Genomic DNA, 20675 nt, shown 5'->3' with positions numbered 1-20675 from the left:
GCCTGCCAATGGAACCGGAGAGCACTCGCATGCCCACACCTCACGAGGTATCCCCCGCCACCCTGCGCCGGGTGATCGCCGCCTCGGCCATCGGCAATTTCGTCGAATGGTTCGACTTCGCCGTCTACGGCTTTCTCGCAACCCTGATCGCCAGCCAGTTCTTCGCCAGCGAAGACGCCAGCGTGGCCTTGCTCAAGACCTTTGCGGTGTTCGCCGTGGCCTTCGCCCTGCGCCCGCTGGGCGGCATCGTGTTCGGCGCGCTGGGTGACCGCCTGGGGCGCAAGCGCATCCTGTCGCTGACCATCCTGCTGATGGCCGGCTCCACTACCCTCATCGGCCTGCTGCCGACCTACGCCAGCATCGGCCTGGCAGCCCCCGCGCTGCTGACCCTGGCGCGCTGCCTGCAGGGCTTTTCTGCCGGTGGCGAGTATGCCGGGGCCTGCGCCTACCTGATGGAGCACGCGCCCAACGACAAGCGCGCCTTCTATGGCAGCTTCGTGCCGGTGTCGACCTTTTCCGCCTTTGCCTGCGCGGCGGTGATCGCTTATGGCCTGGAAGCCAGCCTGTCGGCCGAGGCGATGAATGCATGGGGTTGGCGCATCCCGTTCCTGATCGCCGCGCCGTTGGGGCTGGTCGGCCTGTACCTGCGCTGGCGCATGGAAGAAACACCGGCGTTCCGCGAAGCCATCGCCCAAGGCAAGGAGCATGAACATTCGCCGCTCAAGGAAACCCTGCGCAACCATGGTCGGGCGATCCGCAACCTGGGGGCTTTCATCTCGCTGACCGCGCTGTCGTTCTACATGTTCACCACCTACTTCGCCACCTACCTGCAACTGGTCGGCAACCTGACCCGCGCGCAATCGCTGCTGGTAACCACCGTGGCCCTGCTGTTCGCCGCAGTCGGCTGCCCGCTGGCCGGGGCGTTCTCGGACCGCGTGGGGCGACGCAAGACCATCGGCTTTACCTGCCTGTGGGTGATGCTGTGCGTGTTCCCCGCGTACTGGCTGGCCAGTTCCGGCTCGATGCCCGGTGCACTGCTGGGAGTGATCCTGCTGGCGGTCGGAGCGCTGTGCAGTGGCGTGGTCACGGCGGCATTGCTGTCGGAAAGCTTCCCCACCCGCACCCGCTATACCGCTTCGGCAATTACCTACAACGTGGCCTATACACTGTTTGGCGGCACCGCGCCGCTGGTGGCGACCTGGCTGATCGGGCAGACCGGCAGCAGCCTGGCACCGGCGTTCTACCTGGTGGTGATTGCGCTGGTGGCGTTGGTGGGTGGGTTGGCGTTGCCGGAGACTTCGCGGATTTCGTTGCATGATGAGGCTGGGGGCGACGGTGCAAGGGCTGGGGCTCGTCGTACCGTTTAGGATTTTGGGGCCGCTGTGCGGCCCCAGGATTCTCAACCCTCCTGCACCTCTTCGCGCCGATACGCCCACTGATACAACGCCGGCAACACCAGCAAAGTCAGTGCGGTGGACGACAGAATCCCGCCAATCACCACGGTCGCCAGCGGCCTTTGCACCTCGGCCCCGGTCCCGGTAGCCAAGGCCATCGGGATGAACCCCAGCGACGCCACCAGGGCCGTCATCAGCACCGGCCGCAAGCGCGTCAGCGCGCCCTCCTCGACCGCTGCCCGCAGCGTGCGCCCCTCCTCCCGCAAGCTACGGATAAAGGCGATCATCACCAGCCCGTTGAGCACCGCCACCCCTGATAAGGCAATGAACCCCACGCCAGCGGATATGGACAACGGAATGTCCCGCAACCACAGCGCCAGCACCCCACCGGTAAGGGCGAACGGGATGCCGGTGAACACCAGCAGGCCATCCCTGAGGTTGTTGAACATCATCAGCAACAGCGCCATGACCAACAGCAAGGCCACCGGCACCACCACCTGCAGGCGCTCGGCCGCCGACTGCAGCTGCTCGAACTGGCCGCCCCAGCGGGTCCAGTAACCCGGTGGTATCTGCACCTGCTGGATCAGCGTCTGTTCTGCCTCCTCGACGAACGAGCCCAGGTCACGCCCGCGCACGTTGGCACTGACCACCACCACCCGCTTGCCATCCTCGCGGCTGACCTGGTTCGGCCCCAGCTGCAGGTTAAGCGTGGCTACCTGCGACAGCGGGATGAAGCCGATTTGCCCGGCACCCGCAGCAGCACTGGCCGGCACCGGAATCAGCAGGCTGGCCAGCCCGTCGACATCGGTGCGCAGGGTTTCCGACAGGCGCACCACCATGTCGAAACGGCGGTCACCTTCGTACAGCGTGCCGGCCGTGCGGCCACCCACGGCAATGGCAATGGCGTCCTGCACATCGCCCACGTTCAGGCCATGGCGGGCCGCCTTGTCGCGGTCGATATCGATGGTCAGCACCGGCAGGCCGGTAGTCTGCTCGACCTTTACCTCGGACGCGCCCGGCACGCCTTGCAGGCTGCTGGCGATCTGCGCTGCGGTGCGGTTGAGCACGTCCATGTCATCACCGAACAGCTTCACCGCTACATCGCTGCGCACACCGGAAATCAGCTCGTTGAAGCGCAGCTGGATCGGCTGCGACAGCTCGTGGTTGCTGCCCGGCACGCTGGCGGCGGCGCGTTGTACCTCGGCGATCAGCTCTTCACGCGGCTTGCCCGGGTCGGCCCATTGCCCGCGCGGGCGCAGCATCACATAGGCGTCGGAAATGTTCGGCGGCATCGGGTCGGAGGCGATCTCGGCGGTGCCGGTGCGGGCGAACACCCGCTCCACTTCCGGCACCTGGGCGATGATCGCCTGCTCCAGGCGCTGCTGCATGTCGACCGACTGCGACAGGCTGGTGCCCGGCACGCGCAGGGCCTGCAGGGCAAAGTCGCCTTCGCTGAGGCTGGGGATGAACTCGCTGCCCATGCGGCTGGCCATCACCCCGGACAACAACACCAAGGTTGCGGCGGCAGCGAATGCTAGCTTGTGCCGGCCCAGCACCCAGGCCAGCACCGGGGCATAGCGCTGACGCGCCGTGCGCATTACCAGGCCTTCCTCTTCCTTGACCTTGCCGGTGACGAACAGGGCAATGGCCGCCGGCACGAAGGTAACCGAGAGGATCATGGCACCAAGCAGGGCGATGACCACGGTAAAGGCCATAGGGTGGAACATCTTGCCCTCCACCCCGGTCAGGGCAAAGATCGGCAGGTACACCACCATGATGATCAGCTGGCCGTAGATCAGCGGCCGGCGCGCCTCACGGGCGGCAGCGAACACTTCATGAAAACGCTCGGTGCGGGTCAGCATGCGGCCATGGCGTTGCTGGGCGTGGGCCAGGCGGCGGATGGCGTTTTCCACGATCACCACCGCGCCGTCGACGATGATGCCGAAGTCCAGTGCGCCCAGGCTCATCAGGTTGGCGCTGACCTTGTTGCTGAACATGCCGGTGAAGGTAAACAGCATCGACAACGGAATGACCATGGCGGTGATCAATGCAGCGCGGATGTTGCCCAGGAACAGGAACAACACGGCGATGACCAGGATGGCGCCCTCGACCAGGTTCTTCTTCACCGTGGCGATGGCCTTTTCCACCAGGTTGGTGCGGTCGTAAACCGTCACCGCGACCACGCCCTTGGGCAGGTTGCGGTTGATCTCGACCAGCTTGGCGGCGACCGCCTGGGCCACCGTGCGGCTGTTCTCGCCAATCAGCATGAACACCGTGCCCAGCACCACTTCCCGGCCGTTTTCGGTGGCCGCGCCCGAGCGCAGCTCTTCGCCCAGGCCGACCTGGGCAACATGGCTGACGCGGATTGGCGTGCCATCGACACTGGAGATGACGATATTGGCGATGTCCTCGGCTGACGCCACCTGGCCTGGCGCGCGAATCAGCAACTGCTCGCCATTGCGCTCGATGTAGCCGGCGCCGACGTTGGCGTTGTTGCGCTCCAGCGCCGCGATCAGGTCGTTGAGGGTGAGTTTGTAGGCCGCCAGGCGCTTGGGCTCCGGCGCAATCAGGTACTGCTTGGCATGGCCGCCGATGCTGTTGACTTCGGCCACCCCGGGCACGTTGCGCAACTGCGGCTTGATGATCCAGTCCTGAATCACCCGCAAGTCGGTCGGGGTGTAGGGTGTGCCGTCCTCCTTCAGCGCGCCCTGCTCGGCTTCCACCGTCCACAGGAAGATTTCACCCAGCCCGGTGGAAATCGGCCCCATGCCCGCTTCGATGCCGGCGGGCAACTGCTCACGCGCCACTTGCAGGCGCTCGTTGACCAGTTGGCGGGCGAAGAACAGGTCGGTGCCGTCGTCGAAAATGACCGTGACCTGCGACAGGCCCGAGCGCGACAGCGAGCGGGTCTGCTTGAGCCCCGGCAGGCCGGCCATGGCGGTCTCGATGGCGAAGGTGATGCGCTGCTCGGTCTCCAGCGGCGAATAGCCGGGCGCGGCGGTATTGATCTGCACCTGGACGTTGGTGATGTCCGGTACAGCGTCGATCGGCAGTTTCTGGTAGCTGTGGATACCCACCGCGGCCATCAGGACCACGGCCAGCATCACCACCAGGCGCTGCTCGATGGCGAATTGGATCAGGCGTTCGAACATGCAGGCGTCCCCGTGATCAATGGCTGTGCTCGGCCGAGCCCTTGCCCAGCTCGGACTTGAGGACAAAGCTGCCGGCAGCGGCCACCTGGGTTCCGGCGGCAAGGCCGGTGGTGATTTCCACCAGGCCGGCGTCGCGGCGGCCGGCCTTCACCGGACGGGCTTCGAAGCCTTCCTCGGTACGGGCAAACACCACGGTCTGCTCTTCCCAGGATTGCAGGGCGCTTTCCGGTACCACCACGGCGGCGTTGAAGCGTTCGACGCTGACCGCGACGTTGACGAACAACCCAGGGCGCCAGGCGCCGTTGGGGTTGGCCAGCGTGGCGCGGACAGTGGCGGCACGGTTCTGCTCGCCGAGCAGGCTGCCGACGTAGTTGACCTTGCCCTCGACCCGGGCGCCCAGGTCCGGCGCGCTGACCGTGACATTGCGGCCGGTGGTCACCTTGTCCAGGTCGCGCGGGGCGACGGCGAAGGTGGCCCAGACCCGGCTCAGGTCAGACAGGGTGAAGGCATTGCTGGTCTCGTCGACCACCTCACCCACGGTCAGGTGCTTTTCCACCACCACTGCATCGAACGGCGCGCGCAGTTCATAGCGGTTGCCGGCGCCGGCCGGGCCCACGGCGGCGACCTTCTGCCGGGCGTTGGCAAAGGCAATCTCCGCTTCCTGCAACGCCTGGCGGGCCTGCAGGTAATCCTGCTCGGCGCTGATGCGTTCCTGCCACAGCTGCTGTTCGCGCTGGAAGGTCAGGCGCGCCAGTTCCAGGCGGCGCTGGGCAGCCTGCTGTTCGCTGCGCAGGTCGGAAATCTGCTGGCTGGCAATTACCGCCAGCACCTGACCACGCTTGACCGCCTGGCCTAGCTCGGCTTGCACCGACTCGACCACACCGGGCACGCGTGGCACGACGTGGGCAGTGCGATCCTCGTCGAAGCGGATTTCACCCGGGAAGCTGATGGCGGTGCCCAGTTCACGAGGGCCGGCATCGGCCAGTTGCACACCAGCAGCTTCGATCTGGGCGATGGACAGGTGCAGCTTGCCCGCCTCTTCTTCGTGACCTTCGCCGGCCTGTTCCTCGCCGTGGCCATGGCTTTCTTCGCCGTGGTCGTCGTGCCGGGCTTCAGTGCTCGATGCGTTGCCGAGGTTGCCGGTCCAGGCCAGGCCACCGAGGCCGAGCGCGGCAATGGCGGCAGCCAGAAGGGCTATCTTGCGTGGATTAGTCATTGTTGCTCCTGCTGTTCAATTTGTTGCGCAGGCCATCGAGGTCGCCATAGATCCGCTCGACCTGCGCCCGCGCGTCGGTCGCCGAGGCCAGCGCCTCGAGGTACAGCCCGCGCGCCTCGATCAGCGTGCGCTGGGCGTCGAGCACATCGAGAAAGGCAAACTTGCCCATTTCGAAACCGCGTGTGGCGGTGTCCACGGCCTGCTGGGCAGAGGGCAGGATGGTGCGGTCATAGGCCTGCACTTCCTGCATGGCCGTGGCCCACTGGCTGACGGCGCTGCGGGTTTCGCTGCGCAGGCGCAGCTCCACGGCGTTGCGCAGGTCACGCGCCTGGTCGGCACGGCGGGCCGCGGCCAGCACGTTGCCCTGGTTGCGGTCGAACAGCGGCAAGGGCATCGACAGGCCCACCACATTGACCCGCTCGCGGTCTTCGCGGCTGTACTGGCTGCCAAGGCTGACGGTGAGGTTGGGAATGCGCAGGGCCTTTTCCGAACCCAGGGACGCTTCGCCGCGCTCGACCTGGGCGGCGGCCAGGCGCCATTCGGCCGTTTGCTCGACCTGGTCTAGCAGGGCATCGGCGCTGGGCGCATCACCGGGGGACAGGTTGGCTGCCTGCAACTGGTCGAAGCTTGCCAGCGGGCTGCCGGTCAACCGTGCCAGGGCCTGGTAGGCCACACTGCGCTGGGTTTGCGCACGGCGCACTTCAGCCTGGGCCTGGGCCAACTGCACCTGGGCCCGGGTGGCCTCAACGGGCGATGACTGGCCAGCGGTCACCCGCCCCTGCACCACTCGCAGCCCGCGCTCGGTCAACGCCTGCGATTGCTGCGCCAAATCCAGCGCGGTCTGTGCGCGCAGGGCCGCGTGGAAGGCCTGTATCACATCGGCGCGCAGGCCGTTGCGCTGGCGTTCCAGGTCCAACTGGGCAATGGCCTGGCCAGCACCGGCCACGGCGACACGTGCGCCGCGCTTGCCGCCCAGCTCCAGCGGTTGGCTAAGGGTGACCGTGGTGGTGCTGGTGTCACGGCGGGTGTCCTCGACCTCCCAGGACAGCTCCGGGTTGGGGATCAGCCCGGCCTGGCGCCGTTCGCCATCGGCAATGCCGATTTCCCGTCCGGCTGCGGCCAGCTCCGGGTTCTGGGCAAAGGCGGCGTCTAGCGCCTGGGGCAGGCTCAGGCTCTGGCTGGCCTGGGCAGTGCCGGCGCCAGCCAGCAACAGGCAGAGCAAGGCGGTCTTGCGGGGGATGGGCACGAAACAGGTCCTCGTCGGCGAGATTTGCCGAGGGACTGTAGAAAGCTGCGCTTATCGGGGCGGTGGCGGGAGAATTACAATTTTGTAATCCAGTCTGAGTTGCTGAGGGTTCGATAATCGCCCACTTTCCGGGTACAGCGGTTTAGTCCAATTGACTAAACTAACCAGTCGGTACAAAACTAGGAAGCATCCAACAACAACAAAGCGATGCCCGTCATGAAGCCCCTTATTCTCGTACTCAACGGCCCCAACCTGAACATGCTGGGCACCCGCGAGCCTGCCCAGTACGGCCACGAAACCCTCGCCGACCTGGCCCAGGGTTGTGCCGACACCGCCCATTCCCTCGGCCTGGAAATCGAATTCCGCCAAACCAACCACGAAGGCGAACTGATCGACTGGATCCATGCCGCCCGTGGCCGCTGCGCCGGCATCGTGATCAACCCCGGCGCCTGGACCCACACCTCGGTGGCCATCCGCGATGCCCTGGTGGCCGGCGAAGTGCCGGTTATCGAAGTGCACCTGTCCAACGTGCACAAGCGCGAACCGTTCCGTCACCTGTCGTTCATATCGTCCATCGCCGTCGGGGTCATCTGCGGCCTGGGCAGCCATGGCTATCGCATGGCCATCAGCCACTTTGCCGAAATGTTGCAGGAGCGCAGCGCATGAGCCAGCAAGCCATCCTCGCCGGCCTGATCGGCCGCGGCATCCAGCTGTCGCGCACCCCTGCCCTGCACGAACACGAAGGTGATGCCCAGGCGCTGCGCTACCTGTACCGGCTGATCGATGCCGACCAGCTGCAACTGGATGACAGCGCCCTGCCCGGCCTGCTCGATGCCGCCCAGCACACCGGTTTCACCGGGCTCAACATCACCTACCCGTTCAAGCAGGCGATCCTGCCGCTGCTCGACGAACTGTCGGACGAAGCCCGCGGCATCGGTGCGGTGAACACCGTGGTGCTCAAGGACGGCAAGCGGGTCGGCCACAACACCGACTGCCTGGGCTTTGCCGAAGGCTTGCGCCGTGGCCTGCCGGATGTGGCACGGCGCCAGGTAGTGCAGATGGGTGCCGGTGGCGCAGGTTCGGCCGTGGCCCATGCCCTGCTGGGTGAAGGGGTCGAGCGGCTGGTACTGTTCGAAGTGGACGTGGCCCGTGCACAGGCCCTGGTGGACAACCTGAATGCCCATTTCGGTGCCGGGCGCGCCGTTGTCGGCACCGACCTGGCCACGGCCCTGGCCGAGGCGGACGGGCTGGTCAACACCACGCCGGTGGGCATGGCCAAGCTGCCGGGCACACCGCTGCCGGTGGAGCTGCTGCATGCTCGCCTGTGGGTGGCGGAGATCATCTACTTCCCGCTGGAGACCGAACTGCTGCGCGCCGCCCGGGCACTGGGCTGCCGCACCCTGGATGGCAGCAACATGGCCGTGTTCCAGGCGGTGAAGGCGTTCGAGCTGTTCAGCGGGCGCCAGGCGGATGCGGCGCGGATGCAGGCGCACTTTGCCAGTTTTACCTGACAGACAGGTGTCGGCTTCTTCGCGGGCTTGCCCGCGAAGAGGCCGGCACAGACAACTCACCCTTTTTCATCCAGCAACGCCTGTATCACCTGCTCCTGCCCACCATAATCCCCCTCGCCAAAGTGCACATGGCGCACCTGCCCTTTGCGGTCGACAAAGTAGTGTGCCGGCCAGAACTGGTTGCCCCAGGCATTCCACACCTTGTAGTCGTTATCCACCGCCACCGGGTAAGCGATCCCCAGCCTGGCCACCTTGTCACGCAAGGTGCCTACATCGTGCTCGTAGTCGTACTCCGGGGTGTGCACACCGACCACCACCAGGCCCTGGTCGGCATAGCGCCGCGCCCATTCGTTCACATGCGGCAGGCTGCGCCGGCAGTTGATGCAGTCCCAGGTCCAGAAGTCCACCAGCACCACCTTGCCCTTGAGCCCGGGGCCATCCAGCGGTGCCGAGTTCAGCCACTGGCTGGCGCCGGACAGCGACGGCATGGCACCGTAGCTGTCGCGGGCCATCAGGTGCCCGCCCAGACCCAGGCCGGCCAGCGCCAGGGCAATGCCGCCAACCTTCAACAACAAGCGGCGATCAATTCTCATGGCAACCGCCGGTGGCATAGGTGCGGTACTGCACGCTCTGCTGCTGGCCCTTGGAGTCGAGGTAGTCCATGCGGGTGTTCACCAGGCCGCAGGCGTCGCTCTGGTCATCCTGTATCGACAGCACTTTCTTCACATCCAGGTGGTCACCGTAGCGGTACTGCATGACCCCGCTGTCGTCCATCGGCATGGTGGAGGCCTGGGCGGCAATGGCGCCGAAGCTGAGCACGGCGAACAGGCTGGCACGGGCGAAGGTATTGAAGTTCATGGCATCTCTCCTGTGTAACGCTTGAGGGTGGGGAGTTGTGCTCCCCGGTCGAGAGCCATTTCACGCCGGCCAGGTATCCCGTATGTGTCGCCCGAAGCTGTGATGTGCTTCCTCCTGTGTCTGTACACATGCCAGATACACTGCAATACAAACCCCCGCAGGCAAGCGCGAACGCGCTCGGTACACTGCGCCCATCCCCTCTTGCACAGGAACGCAGCGCATGGAACACGTCGATCACATCCTGATCGTCGACGACGACCGCGAAATCCGCGAACTGGTCGGCAACTACCTGAAGAAGAACGGCCTGCGCACCAGCATCGTCGCCGACGGCCGGCAGATGCGCGCCTTTCTCGAAGCCAACAGCGTCGACCTGATCGTCCTGGACATCATGATGCCCGGCGACGACGGCCTGCTGTTGTGCCGCGAGCTGCGCGCCGGCAAGCACCGCAATACCCCGGTGCTGATGCTGACCGCCCGCAACGACGAAACCGACCGCATCATCGGCCTGGAAATGGGCGCCGACGATTACCTGACCAAGCCGTTCTCGGCCCGCGAACTGTTGGCCCGCATCAACGCCGTGCTGCGCCGCACGCGCATGCTGCCGCCCAACCTGACCATCAGCGAAAGCAGCCGCCTGCTCGGCTTCGGCCAGTGGCGGCTGGACACCACCGCGCGCCACCTGCTCGACAGCGAAGGCACCCTGGTAGCCCTGAGCGGTGCCGAATACCGCCTGCTGCGGGTGTTTCTCGACCACCCGCAGCGGGTGCTCAGCCGTGAGCAGTTGCTCAACCTGACCCAGGGCCGCGAAGCCGACATCTTCGACCGCTCCATCGACCTGCTGGTCAGCCGCCTGCGCCAGCGCCTGGGTGACGACGCCCGCGAACCCAGCTGCATCAAGACCGTGCGCAGCGAGGGCTACGTGTTCTCGCTGCCAGTGCAACTGCTCGAGTCGCCATCATGAAGTGGCCACGTACCCTGGCCTCGCGCCTGGCACTGATCTTCTTCACCGGCCTGGTGCTGGCCTACGGCCTGTCGTTCGGCCTGCAAGCGTACGAGCGCTACATCAGCAGCCGCTCGATGATGCTCAGCACCCTGGAGCAGGACGTGGCCACCTCGGTGGCCATCCTCGACCGCCTGCCCGCGGCCGAGCGCGCCGCCTGGCTGCCGCGTCTGGAGCGGCGTACCTACCGCTACCGGCTGGACCAGGGCCTGGCGGGCGAAGCCATGCCGACCAGCGACCCGCCCATGGCCGCCGACTCGATCGTCAAGGCCATTGGTGCCGACTATCGGCTTTCCTTCCAGGAAATCCCCGGCCCGAATGCGCACTTCCAGGCACACCTGACCCTGGCCGATGGCGCACCGCTGACCATCGACGTTACCCCATCGCCGGTCCCGGTGGCACGTTGGCTACCCGTGGTGTTGCTGATCCAGTTGGCCGTGCTGTTGCTATGCACCTGGCTGGCGGTACGACTGGCGATCGGCCCGCTGACCCGCCTGGCCCGTGCGGTGGACAACCTCGACCCGGACAAGCCTGGCGTGCAGCTGGATGAAAGCGGCCCGCGCGAGGTGCGCTACGCCGCCGTGGCCTTCAACGCCCTGCAGGCGCGCATCGCAGCCTACCTCAAGGAACGTATGCAGTTGCTGGCGGCCATTTCCCACGACCTGCAAACACCGATCACGCGCATGAAGCTGCGTGTCGAAGTGATGGACGAAGGGGTGGAAAAGGACAAGCTGTGGAGCGACCTGGGTGAAATGGAACACCTGGTGCGCGAAGGCGTGGCTTATGCCCGCAGCATGGACACCAGCACCGAGGCCCCGTGCCGGGTCAACCTCGATGCCTTTCTCGACAGCCTGGTGTTCGACTACCAGGACAGTGGCGCCCAGGTCGAGCGCCATGGCAGCAGCGGCAGCCTGCTGGAAACCCGCCCGCATGCCCTGCGCCGGGTGCTGGTGAACCTGGTGGACAATGCCCTCAAGTTTGCCGGTGCTGCCGAACTGGAGGTGTGCCGCGAGGGCGACAGCACCGTGATCCGCGTGCTCGACAACGGGCCAGGCATACCCGGCGGCGAACTGGATGAAGTGCTCAAGCCGTTCTATCGCGTGGAAGGTTCACGCAACCGCAGCACCGGCGGCACCGGGCTGGGATTGGCGATTGCCCACCAGCTGATCCAGGCCATGGGCGGCCGACTGACCCTGAGCAACCGCGCAGGCGGTGGGCTGTGCGCGCAGATCGAGCTCAAATGACAGTTTGTGGGAGCGGCCTTGCGTCGCGATAGGGCTGCGCAGCAGCCCCAGGTTTTCAGCTTCGTCGCATGAATTGCCGGGGCCGCTTTGCGGCCCTTTCGCGACGCAAGGCCGCTCCCACAAAAAGCAGGTGGCGCTTGAGGTATCAGTACACTCCGATACACAACCCCACCACCGCCGACACACTGCAGATACCCCACCCCGACACACTCCCGGTCACACAACCACACCCGGGAGCCTCCCTGATGAACCCCCTCACCCTTCCCTCCGGCTGGAAGCTGTTCGCCACGCTCGCCGGCCTGACCCTGGCAATGACCGCCGTGGTCCTGGCCAGCCAACCTGATCCGGACGGCCTGCGCAGCGCGATCCGTGCCACTGCGCGCAGCTCCTTCGCGCTATTCCTGCTGGCCTTTCTGGCCTCGTCGCTGGTGACCTTGCTGCCTGGCACCAGCAGCCGCCGCATCCTCCAGGAACGGCGCTATCTGGGGTTGGCATTCGCCTTTTCCCACACCGTGCACGGCGTACTGATCTACCGCTATGCCCAGCAATTCCCCGAGCTGTTCTGGGCCGGCCGCACGTTCACTTCCAGCCTGCCCGGCACCCTCGGCTACCTGTTCCTGCTGCTGCTCACCATCACCTCGTTCAAGGCCCCGATGCGCCTATTGGGTGGCCGTGCCTGGCAGGCCCTGCACAGTACCGGCATGTGGGTACTGGCCGCGGTGTTCTGCCTGTCGTTCTACAAACGCATCCCCATGGGCGGCTGGTACCCGCTGGCGTTCGCCCTGATGTTCAGCGCCATCGCCGTCAAGCTCACCGCCAAGCTGGCCCGTCAGCAACGCCGTAACGCCCGTGCCCTTTCCTGAAGAGAGAAACCAGCATGACCACCTTGACCCGCACCCTGACCACCTTCGACCGCTTCGGTACCTGGAGCGCCGACCTGCCGTTGCGGCTGTTTCTGGCCTGGGAGTTTTTCGAATCCGGCTGGGAGAAATTCAATGGCAGCAACTGGTTCGCCGACCTGCAGGCGAACTTCCCGTTCCCCTTCAACCTGCTGCCTGCAGAGCTGAACTGGCAGCTGTCGATGTGGGCGGAGCTGATCCTGCCGTTACTGCTGTTGTTGGGGCTAGGTACCCGGCTGGCCTCGTTGGGGCTGATGGTGGTGACCGTGGTGGCGATTGCCGCGGTGCATTGGCCGGCGCACTGGTCGAGCCTGGCCGAACTGGCCCAAGGGTATGCGATTACCGACCAAGGCTTTGGCAACTTCAAGTTGCCGCTGATCTACCTGGTGGCGTTGCTGCCACTGCTGCTGAACGGGGCTGGGCGGTTGAGCCTGGATCACTGGCTCAGAGGGCGGTTCTGCAGGTGATATTGCCGGGGCTGCCTTGCAGCCCATCGCGACACAAGGCCGCTCCCACAGGGGATCGCGTACCTCTGTAGGAGCGGCCTTGTGTCGCGATAGGGGCGCAAGGCGCCCCCCGTACCCGCACTCAACATGTACCGATGATGACTCCCTGCTCGCGCAGCCCCTCCAGCAAGGCCAACCCCTCTCCCACAGCACCGCCCAACGCCTGCAACCGCGCCCGCCCACTGCCCTGCTCCAGCGCCAGCAACCGGTACGCCAGCGGCGCCAGGCGCGCGAAGCGCACCTTCAGCCCTGCATCGCGATAAACCAGTAACAAGGTCGGCGCCTCTGGCGCCACCGCTGGCTGGTAATCCGCCCCGATCCGCTCCACCGGCCAGCGATAGGCCAACACCCGCGCCACACACGACAACAGTGGCTCCCCTTCCAGCAGGTCGCCTGCCGGGTCATGGGCCGGGTCCTGCGCATCGCTCAGATACAACTGCGCCTCGACCCACTCATAGTGCGCCAGCTCCAGCTGCCAGGGCGCATCCAGCTCGACACCCTGCAGGTAGTCGACGAACGCCTCGGCAATCTCGGTGAACAACGGTGTCTGGCTGCGATAGTTGGCATAGAAGTCTCGCACTCGGGCATGCCAGCGCGGTTCGCCCAACGCCTGGCGCATCACCGGAAAACTGCCGGCCAGCAAACCTTCGATAGCACCATAGAAAAGCTCGCGGTAAACCTTCAGGCGCCGGGCCTCCACGCCCGGCGGCGGTGCATGGCGCTGCGGGTCACGCAGGTGTCGGGCCAAGGTGTACTGCTGCTCACGCAAGGTCTCATTCATCTGCATGCCCTCCAGAAGCACGCTGCACAGTACGGATGCGCGCCGTTTCGGCGAGCAGTTCGACCAGCGGCGGGTAGTTGAAATCACGCTCGAGTACCGTCGGTTGCACACCGAAACGCTTACAGGCGACCGCGTACAGCGCCCACACATCCTCCTTCACCGCAGCCCCATGGGTGTCTACCTTGAGGTCCGGCGCTTCATCGTAATGGCCAGCCACGTGCATGCCGGTCACCCGCGCCTGGGGCAAGCCCGCAAGGAACTCGCGGGCGTCGTAGCCGTGATTGCAGGCATTGACGAAGACGTTGTTGACGTCCAGCAGCAGGTCGCAGTCGGCCTCATCGAGTACCGCGCGGATGAACTCGAGTTCACTCATCGCCTGGTACGGTGCGGCGTAGTAGCTGATGTTTTCCACGGCAATGCGCCGCTCCAGGTATTCCTGGGCCTGGCGAATCCGCGCGGCCACATGGCGCACCGCTTCGTCGGTGAATGGAATGGGCATCAGGTCGTACAGGTGCCCGTCATCACTGCAGTAGCTCAGGTGCTCGCTGTACAGGCGCACCTGGTGGCGATCGAGAAACTGGCGGGTGTGGCCAAGGAAATGGCGGTCCAGCGGCTCGCTGCCACCCAGCGACAACGACAGCCCGTGGCAGGTAATGGCAAAACGCTCGGCCAACTGCGCCAGGCCCTTGCCGTAGGCACCGCCCACGGCAACCCAGTTTTCCGGTGCGCATTCCAGGAAGTCCACGGCGCCAGCCTCCATGGCCAGCAGTTCCGGCAGCAGGCCGCGACGCAGGCCTAGCCCTGCCTCTAAAGGTACAGGGGACAAAGATGTGGGGTGCATGAAAAGGTCTCCGCAACAGGCACAACGCCCCGCCTGACCAGCAGGAGGGGCGTTGCGCGGTTCATGGGGCAGAAGGTCAGGACTTGCCGGTCAGGTGGCTGAACAAGCCTTCGGGCATGGCCTTGCCATTAGCCTGGTAGATCGCCTTGAGGTGATCCGCCGCCTCCTGTTCGGAGATGAAGCCATCATGGTTGCTGTCGATCTTGTCGAAGTCGCCGGCACGGTCCTTGGCCACCGCCAGGAACTCGTCGCGCGAGACCTTGCCGTCGTGGTTGCTGTCGGTCTTGGCGAACGAGGCATCACCACACTTGCCCTCGCCACACTTGCCTTCGGCACCGGCCTTGGCGCTGGCGCCGCACTTGCCCTCACCGCATTTGCCTTCTCCCTGGGTGGCCTTGGCGCTGCCACCACATTTGCCTTCACCACACTTGCCCTCGCCGGCCACCTTGGCCGAAGCCAGCTGGTAACCCTGGGCCAACGGCTCGACGGCAAAGGCGCTGCTGCTCAGTGCCATGCTGCCGATCAGGGCAGCGCCGAGCAGGCCGAGGGTGTTTCGTACTTGAGTCATGGTGTCGCTCCACTGTGGTTGGAATGTGGAGCCATTAGGCCGTTGCGGTATGTCGTGGATGTATCGCGCGGGGTGCGGTTTTGTATGGGAATGGGTCTGCAGCGTGGGCAGATACAGTGGGATACACGACGGCCCCAAGGTGCCTCGGGGCCGTCGTGCAGGGTCAGTCTTCCAGCGGCTTGGGTGGCGCGGCCGGCTTGGCGGGTTTGGCAGGCTTGCTGTCCTTGGCCTTGGGTTCCGGTGCCGCCGCTGCCACAGGCTCCGGCGCCGTCACGGCTTTTTCGCTGGCGGGCAGATCATCGACCGCCTTGAGGATCACCTGCGGGTCGATGGCCCCTCCCTCTTCGTCGTCCTTGAGCATGTGCCGCTCACCGTCCTTGCCCACCAGGATCACCTTGGTGCCTTTGCTGGCACCCAGCTTCAACTCGCGGATCAGGGCCATGGTGGTCTGCTGCTCGAGGTTCTTGTCCTCACGCTTGCCCATCATGTTGGCAACGCTATACACCACCAGGTTGCGCTCTTTGAAGGCGGCCTGGGTGGCCGGGTCCTTGAGGGCCTCGTTCAACCCACGCAATGTCGGGTCGGCGCTGCTGGGTGCAATGACGACCAAGGGCCTGGCCTTGCCCAGTTCCTTGGCCAGCGGTGCGTCACTGTCGGCGGCAAACACTGGGCCGACAAGCGCGAGCAAGGTGGCGAGGGTCAATGACCGGACGAGCATGCGTATCTCCTTATTCTCTCGATAAACCAGAAGACTACAGATCAGGGCGAAAGATCCGACGAGCGAGCGTAAACCAGCAAAAGGCCTCCATGTTTGAATGAACAGTAACCGGCGGTTACCAAGTACGCTCATTCCCTGTCCCGAGCCCCCAAAATACGTCTATCACGCGTAAATTGAGCATAGTCCAATGCGCCCTTGTCATACCCACCGTCGCAGAGCCTCGTTGGTCAGTTGGAGTTCGGTTTGTTCCGTCCACTCATTGACCTGCGCCTGCAACCTTTCGGAGGACTTTGCATCAGCATCTTCCGCCAACTGGTCGTAAAAACGCTGCGGCACTTCCAGTTCGCGTACATAACGTCGCTCGAGATAATTTTTCCAGAACGGTTGCTGGGCCATCCACACCGGCAGCGATCCAGGCTCGTTAAGTCTTACCTGCTCAGCGGCGCGCATGACCGAAGCGTCATCCAGGTGCGGGATCGCGGGGTGGAGCATGCTTCGCGCGTTGTCAAGCAGGTCCAGCCTCTCGCGCAAGCGGATCGAGTAGGCAAGCACCCACTCGATGGACTCGCTCGCCCAACCAGCAGCCTCAGCCTCGCGCAAAGCGATGAAGTCAAGTTCCCTTTGCCTCCACAACTGCCGCGCCAGTTTCACCAGGACTTGTTCCTTGTTGCCAGAAGGGGCAGCCTGCTCGGCTTCCCACACATAGTATCGAATTTCAAGCTGCTGGAAGACAACCGTGGCATTGTCGGGGCAGTTCTCAACCAGTGCAAAGGGGAAAATTTCATTGGCCAGTGCTGGAGAGTTGTCCACCTTTTCCATCATGGTCAGAACGCGTGAGGCCAGCAATTCCCCATATCGAGGATGGGTGAAGTCTCGCGAGCGCGTGAGCTGTTTCAGCAGTCGCATGAAGTTCGTCACTCCATCCATTTGCTCGATACTGCTCCACAGGATACCCAGAATTTCGCGCCTATCGTCTTGCAGGCGGTTCAGGGGGTCCAGGGGGTGCAGGCGGTCCATCCACATAAACTTTTGAGGAACTGAACTATCCTCCGGAATGTTCCAGGCCGCCTGCGCATCTTCAGCCTGTTGCAGAAGCACAGAATTGCCTGACAGCGCCACGTAACCGTGTTGCCACAACGTTGACAGGATGAAGTTAGGGGGCAATAGAGAGATGGAATTGTGGGAAGCATCGAGCATGTACAACATCTGACAATCCGTGATGCCCTCTGGCAGCAATACCAACCCGGCATTGCGCAGACGCAGTTCGGCCAACTGGCTCATCCCCGCCACAGAAAAGGTCATGTTCAAGCGGTTGTCCGAAAGGTTCAGGTAACGTAACCGGCTGCAGAGCCCAAGCGCTCGAGCCTGGGGTTCGTCCAGTGAGATGCGATTGCCGGACAAGTCGAGTATGCGCAGGTCATTGAGCAACGACAGGCTCTCTGGTAGACGTCGCAATTGGTTGTAACTCAGTTCCAGCGAGGTCAAATTGGGGAATGAAAGCAGGAATTGCTCTGGCACTTCTTTCAGCAACAGGCTACGCAGGGAAAGTTCGGTAATATGCGGGAAGCTGAAGAGTGGGCCCAATTCAGGCAATGAGCACAGGTCGCGCGGTTCGTAATGCCACACCAAAGCCGGAGGTTCATCTTCAGGTGCAACCAGACCGGGTACCCGTGCCCGCCAGCATTGCATGAGTGCTTTGCGAAACCGCTTGCGCTCGGCTCGTTCGCCGACCAGCAACCCTCGCCGCTCCCAGCTTTTCAGGTGCTCGCTCAAACGGCGGGCCTGCTCTTCGAGCACACCGAGCTCGGTGTCGGTATCACGCCCCAAAACATGCAAGGCGGTCAGCCAGGCTTCGATCTGCTCGTCACTGTACGCTGGGTAAAGGTCGCGCAGACGCGCCTCGAACGCCCGGGGTCGGGACGCAGGCCGGGCAAAGCGTCCCTGGCTGCCGCCCAGCGGGTAGCCGACCCTGCCATCCTCCAGGCGCAGCGGCGCCAGCATCCATGGCTGTCGAGGGTTTTTGCCCAACACCTGAGCGAGTACCCTGCTGTGCCCGGGCATTTGCCGGGCCAACACTGCTCTCAAACCCGGGGCGTAGGGTTCAGTGATACCGAGTGCAGCATGATCGGCCGGGGCAAACGCAGCCGCCAAGGTCTCGAACAGCTCGCCGGGGCCGCGCAGCTCGATGCCTAGCGCATCTTCAAGCTCGAACTGCCCGTCGTCATGCAAAAGCCTGTAGTTCTGCCCGTCGCCAGCAGTAGTCATTATCGGCTGCGGGCTATCACCATCGTACAGCCGCCAGCGCGGCCTGGCCTCCCTGACATCCAGAGTCTCCAGCAGCGTCAGCGCGACCTTGGCCTGGTCCAGGGTTTGGGGCGTCTCGATGAACAGCGCCTCGCAGGCACGCGCAACACGTATGCGCAGTACGCTCAGCCTGGCCCTTTCGACCAGCCGAAACGGCACCGTGCCGCTGACCAGTGCCTGAAACTCCGCACCTTCTGCCGAAAGCTCACCCACAAGCTCGCGCGCCGCTCGGCGATGCAGGCTCGGGAATGCCTTGCGCAAGGTTGCCACCGCCGCATCGTCTGGCTCCTGCTGCCCGTCATACACCTGTTGAAACAGCTGGCGCCGCTTTGCCGAGACCTGCGCCGCCAATGCTGGCCCGCCCTGCTCGGTGACGCCAGGCAAGGCGCGGGCCTTCGCCAGCAACGGCGCGTCCTCCGGCACCCGCCCAAGCTTCAGATCGTCCAGCAGGGTTTGCAGCCGGCGGTCGATCAGTAGGCGCTCTACGGTATCGACCAGCTCGGCCTCAGGTGGCCGGCCGTACACATGCAGCGCCCGAAGATGGTCTGCATCCAGGGCATGGACGGCCATGGCCTGGTCAATCTGTTCATCATCCAGGCGAGCGAAACGCTCACCAAGGCGACGGAACATCCGGTGCTTGTCTGTCCAGCTGGCCGGTTGCTCGGTCCATAGCCGCCAGGCACCGGCGTCATTGTGACGCAACAAAGGCCCATGACCATCTCGTGGTGCCAGTTGCCACTCTTCATCTGCGCGCTGGACGATTTCATAGTTGTGGCCGTCCATGGTCATCCAGCTTCTGTCCTGGGCACGGTAGATGCCCATTTCATCGGCCACTTCCCCAGCGGGAGGTGCAGCGCTGCGAAACGGCACCAGGTCTCCATTCCAGAGCTTCTCGCTGCCGTCTTCCAGGCGCGCTGGCACCCACTGGTCCAATGCGGCCCAGGCCCGGCTCGCTTCCCGCCATACCACAGCGGTTACTCCGATCACGGCCAGGTCTTTGGTCACGTTGAGTACATGGTCCATTGCGGCGCTGGTATCGCCCTCGCGCCAGTCTTCCACGGCCTGGAACAACTCGCCCAGCAGGTCCCAGACCATTACCGCCAGCAGCAGTGCATTGAGTGCGGGGATGAACACGCCCGCCACGGTGGCCAGTGTCCAACCCTCGGCAACCAACCTTTGTTGATGGGCTTCCTGGGCCTTGCGATCCAGTTCTGACACCGGCGTGGCAATCAGCGCAGCATCGTCCTTGATATGGGCAATGCGCTCGTCGGCAAGGTGGGCGAACAAGGGTAGCGGGTAGTCCCGTATGTGCTGGTCCATTTCCCGGGTTGCCCAATCGGCGACGCTCACCAGGTCCTTGGCAACCCTGGAGAAGAACTGCTGGCTGTCGCGCCGGCGTACGAAGCGTTTGAAGAAATCCTGATAGCGCTTGTCTCGCAGACGCTTGCCCAAGACCTTACGGGTGAAGCTTTCCAGGTCGCGGCTTGCGGTCCAGGGACCGTGGGGGTCATCGGGAATGTAGACAAGGATCTTGCGGCTGACTTTGTCATGAAATAGATCGAGTATCACGATCTGTTGCAAATCGCAGCCGAACGCCTTGAGTTGCCGGGCCACCACTTTCGACTCGTACAACGTGCCAGGTCTGCCGTGCTTGCATAGCTCTAGCACCAGGTCCAGTTCGGCAGCACTCAGGACTCCATCACCTTTAGCCTTGCAGGCATCGATCAGCATGACCGAGCTGTAAAGCTGGGCAAGTGTCGAAGCCATGCTGCGCCAGCCGCTTGCCTGGCTGCTCGGCGCTTTGAGCACGCTGTCCAGGTGCTGTTGATAGCGCTTGCCCAGATCCAGCTGGCGGCACAAGCGTGCGAAGGCTGGTGCGGTTGGTGAGGCGAGCCGTCGCGACAGGCTGTCGACGATGCAGTTATCCTTGTGCTGCTCGTTCCGCCCCTCGCCCGGCGTGAAGTTGTCCAGTGCCGCCTCGATCAGCGGTACGTCGAAATAGTCCTTTTCCAAAACCGGATAGCGCCCCCACACGGTGCCCTGGCTGGGAGCGGTGTAGGTGTACCAGCGCCTGAAATACAGGCCATCGACATTTTCCCTGGTGCCGAATTCTTCCTGCATGGCGTGTTGCAGCAGCGGCTTGACGAAACGGTCGATGCCCTGGATGCGCGCAAGCTCCTTTTCCAGCCACTGTCGACAGGCCAGGCTGTCTTTCAACGCCTCGCGCAATGCAGCATGCTGCGATTCATACAGACCGTTGGCCGGGATGTTCTGCTCGGTCGGCGATACGATACGCAGCCGGCGAATCCATCTGGGCAGTCGCTTGACGATGAGGTTGTCCTGATAGGCCTGCTCCATGGCCAGCGTATCGGCAGTTGGCGGTTGTTCCTTGCTGGGTGTAGTCACGATGTTGCGCCTCGGGCTGATCAAAAGGCCC

At 64.2% G+C, this 20675-nt stretch carries 17 protein-coding genes; 7 read left to right on the top strand and 10 right to left on the bottom strand.

Annotation, left to right across the window (positions count from 1 at the left end):
* The first annotated feature begins 29 nt into the window (after nt 1-29).
* A complete protein-coding gene (locus QN085_RS09640; RefSeq protein ID WP_023662525.1) occupies nt 30-1367 on the top strand; it encodes an MFS transporter in 1338 nt (445 codons plus the stop codon).
* A gap of 32 nt (nt 1368-1399) precedes the next feature.
* On the opposite strand, the gene QN085_RS09635 is transcribed toward QN085_RS09640, so the two are convergent.
* The 3 genes from QN085_RS09635 to QN085_RS09625 are packed head-to-tail and all read right to left on the bottom strand — an operon-like array spanning nt 1400 to nt 7008.
* Entirely contained in the window at nt 1400-4546 is a 3147-nt protein-coding gene (locus tag QN085_RS09635) for an efflux RND transporter permease subunit (protein WP_023662526.1), read from the bottom strand.
* A 16-nt stretch (nt 4547-4562) separates the two neighbouring features.
* The gene (locus QN085_RS09630) at nt 4563-5762 is read right to left on the bottom strand and encodes an efflux RND transporter periplasmic adaptor subunit (RefSeq protein ID WP_041506152.1); all 1200 of its coding nucleotides are present in this window, start codon (nt 5760-5762) and stop codon (nt 4563-4565) included.
* Nucleotides 5755-7008: a TolC family protein gene (locus tag QN085_RS09625; RefSeq protein ID WP_041506153.1), complete on the bottom strand. Its 1254-nt coding sequence runs from the start codon at nt 7006-7008 to the stop codon at nt 5755-5757. The genes QN085_RS09630 and QN085_RS09625 overlap by 8 nt, the downstream gene beginning before the upstream one ends.
* Nucleotides 7009-7224: 216 nt before the next feature.
* Between QN085_RS09625 and aroQ the strand changes: the two genes are divergently transcribed.
* Complete coding sequence (aroQ, locus tag QN085_RS09620; RefSeq protein ID WP_013971975.1) at nt 7225-7674, top strand: type II 3-dehydroquinate dehydratase; 450 nt, start codon at nt 7225-7227, stop codon at nt 7672-7674.
* Nucleotides 7671-8519, top strand: coding sequence for a shikimate dehydrogenase (locus QN085_RS09615; protein ID WP_015269766.1), 849 nt, complete (start codon nt 7671-7673; stop codon nt 8517-8519). Before aroQ ends, QN085_RS09615 begins: the two co-directional genes overlap by 4 nt.
* 56 nt (nt 8520-8575) lie before the next feature.
* On the opposite strand, the gene QN085_RS09610 is transcribed toward QN085_RS09615, so the two are convergent.
* Together QN085_RS09610 and QN085_RS09605 are read right to left on the bottom strand one after the other, a co-directional pair.
* Entirely contained in the window at nt 8576-9112 is a 537-nt protein-coding gene (locus QN085_RS09610) for a thioredoxin family protein (RefSeq protein WP_223998088.1), read from the bottom strand.
* Nucleotides 9102-9377: a DUF2790 domain-containing protein gene (locus QN085_RS09605; protein WP_023662927.1), complete on the bottom strand. Its 276-nt coding sequence runs from the start codon at nt 9375-9377 to the stop codon at nt 9102-9104. The genes QN085_RS09610 and QN085_RS09605 overlap by 11 nt, the downstream gene beginning before the upstream one ends.
* Before the next feature lie 220 nt (nt 9378-9597).
* Between QN085_RS09605 and QN085_RS09600 the strand changes: the two genes are divergently transcribed.
* The 4 genes from QN085_RS09600 to QN085_RS09585 all read left to right on the top strand — a co-directional run bounded on the left by QN085_RS09600 (nt 9598) and on the right by QN085_RS09585 (nt 12987).
* Nucleotides 9598-10338, top strand: coding sequence for a response regulator (locus tag QN085_RS09600; protein WP_003250463.1), 741 nt, complete (start codon nt 9598-9600; stop codon nt 10336-10338).
* Nucleotides 10335-11621 carry a sensor histidine kinase gene (locus QN085_RS09595; RefSeq protein WP_024086661.1) on the top strand — a complete coding sequence of 429 codons (1287 nt, stop codon included), beginning with the start codon at nt 10335-10337 and terminating at the stop codon, nt 11619-11621. The genes QN085_RS09600 and QN085_RS09595 overlap by 4 nt, the downstream gene beginning before the upstream one ends.
* Nucleotides 11622-11866: 245 nt before the next feature.
* Nucleotides 11867-12484 (top strand): ferric reductase-like transmembrane domain-containing protein, encoded by a 618-nt coding sequence (locus tag QN085_RS09590; protein ID WP_023662394.1) that lies wholly within the window; start codon nt 11867-11869, stop codon nt 12482-12484.
* A gap of 14 nt (nt 12485-12498) precedes the next feature.
* Complete coding sequence (locus QN085_RS09585) at nt 12499-12987, top strand: HvfX family Cu-binding RiPP maturation protein (protein WP_013971969.1); 489 nt, start codon at nt 12499-12501, stop codon at nt 12985-12987.
* Nucleotides 12988-13108: 121 nt separating this feature from the next.
* Here the strand turns inward: QN085_RS09585 and QN085_RS09580 are convergent, their stop codons facing one another.
* The 5 genes from QN085_RS09580 to QN085_RS09560 all read right to left on the bottom strand — a co-directional run bounded on the left by QN085_RS09580 (nt 13109) and on the right by QN085_RS09560 (nt 20644).
* Nucleotides 13109-13807: an HvfC family RiPP maturation protein gene (locus QN085_RS09580; RefSeq protein ID WP_013971968.1), complete on the bottom strand. Its 699-nt coding sequence runs from the start codon at nt 13805-13807 to the stop codon at nt 13109-13111.
* On the bottom strand, nt 13800-14648 hold the full coding sequence (locus QN085_RS09575; RefSeq protein ID WP_023663502.1) for an HvfB family MNIO-type RiPP peptide maturase: 849 nt from the start codon (nt 14646-14648) through the stop codon (nt 13800-13802). The genes QN085_RS09580 and QN085_RS09575 overlap by 8 nt, the downstream gene beginning before the upstream one ends.
* Before the next feature lie 76 nt (nt 14649-14724).
* Nucleotides 14725-15216, bottom strand: a complete 492-nt coding sequence (locus tag QN085_RS09570; RefSeq protein ID WP_013971966.1) for an HvfA family oxazolone/thioamide-modified RiPP metallophore — start codon at nt 15214-15216, stop codon at nt 14725-14727.
* Nucleotides 15217-15379: 163 nt separating this feature from the next.
* Nucleotides 15380-15934 carry a DUF4174 domain-containing protein gene (locus QN085_RS09565; protein WP_031325877.1) on the bottom strand — a complete coding sequence of 185 codons (555 nt, stop codon included), beginning with the start codon at nt 15932-15934 and terminating at the stop codon, nt 15380-15382.
* Between the two features lie 198 nt (nt 15935-16132).
* Nucleotides 16133-20644: an NEL-type E3 ubiquitin ligase domain-containing protein gene (locus tag QN085_RS09560; protein ID WP_041506475.1), complete on the bottom strand. Its 4512-nt coding sequence runs from the start codon at nt 20642-20644 to the stop codon at nt 16133-16135.
* Nucleotides 20645-20675: the final 31 nt, after the last annotated feature.

Source organism: Pseudomonas sp. M2(2023), from assembly GCF_030263955.1.
GTDB classification, from domain to species: Bacteria; Pseudomonadota; Gammaproteobacteria; order Pseudomonadales; family Pseudomonadaceae; genus Aquipseudomonas; species Aquipseudomonas asiatica.
Note: the sequence above shows the minus strand (reverse complement) of the source record. Positions and strands in the feature narration are given on the sequence as shown.

Coding starts and splice junctions, on each gene's coding strand:
- QN085_RS09640 (WP_023662525.1), top strand. CDS start 30: ATGCCCACACCTCACGAGGTATCCCCCGCCACCCTGCGCCGGGTGATC.
- QN085_RS09635 (WP_023662526.1), bottom strand. CDS start 4,546: ATGTTCGAACGCCTGATCCAATTCGCCATCGAGCAGCGCCTGGTGGTG.
- QN085_RS09630 (WP_041506152.1), bottom strand. CDS start 5,762: ATGACTAATCCACGCAAGATAGCCCTTCTGGCTGCCGCCATTGCCGCG.
- aroQ (WP_013971975.1), top strand. CDS start 7,225: ATGAAGCCCCTTATTCTCGTACTCAACGGCCCCAACCTGAACATGCTG.
- QN085_RS09615 (WP_015269766.1), top strand. CDS start 7,671: ATGAGCCAGCAAGCCATCCTCGCCGGCCTGATCGGCCGCGGCATCCAG.
- QN085_RS09610 (WP_223998088.1), bottom strand. CDS start 9,112: ATGAGAATTGATCGCCGCTTGTTGTTGAAGGTTGGCGGCATTGCCCTG.
- QN085_RS09605 (WP_023662927.1), bottom strand. CDS start 9,377: ATGAACTTCAATACCTTCGCCCGTGCCAGCCTGTTCGCCGTGCTCAGC.
- QN085_RS09600 (WP_003250463.1), top strand. CDS start 9,598: ATGGAACACGTCGATCACATCCTGATCGTCGACGACGACCGCGAAATC.
- QN085_RS09595 (WP_024086661.1), top strand. CDS start 10,335: ATGAAGTGGCCACGTACCCTGGCCTCGCGCCTGGCACTGATCTTCTTC.
- QN085_RS09590 (WP_023662394.1), top strand. CDS start 11,867: ATGAACCCCCTCACCCTTCCCTCCGGCTGGAAGCTGTTCGCCACGCTC.
- QN085_RS09585 (WP_013971969.1), top strand. CDS start 12,499: ATGACCACCTTGACCCGCACCCTGACCACCTTCGACCGCTTCGGTACC.
- QN085_RS09580 (WP_013971968.1), bottom strand. CDS start 13,807: ATGAATGAGACCTTGCGTGAGCAGCAGTACACCTTGGCCCGACACCTG.
- QN085_RS09575 (WP_023663502.1), bottom strand. CDS start 14,648: ATGCACCCCACATCTTTGTCCCCTGTACCTTTAGAGGCAGGGCTAGGC.
- QN085_RS09570 (WP_013971966.1), bottom strand. CDS start 15,216: ATGACTCAAGTACGAAACACCCTCGGCCTGCTCGGCGCTGCCCTGATC.
- QN085_RS09565 (WP_031325877.1), bottom strand. CDS start 15,934: ATGCTCGTCCGGTCATTGACCCTCGCCACCTTGCTCGCGCTTGTCGGC.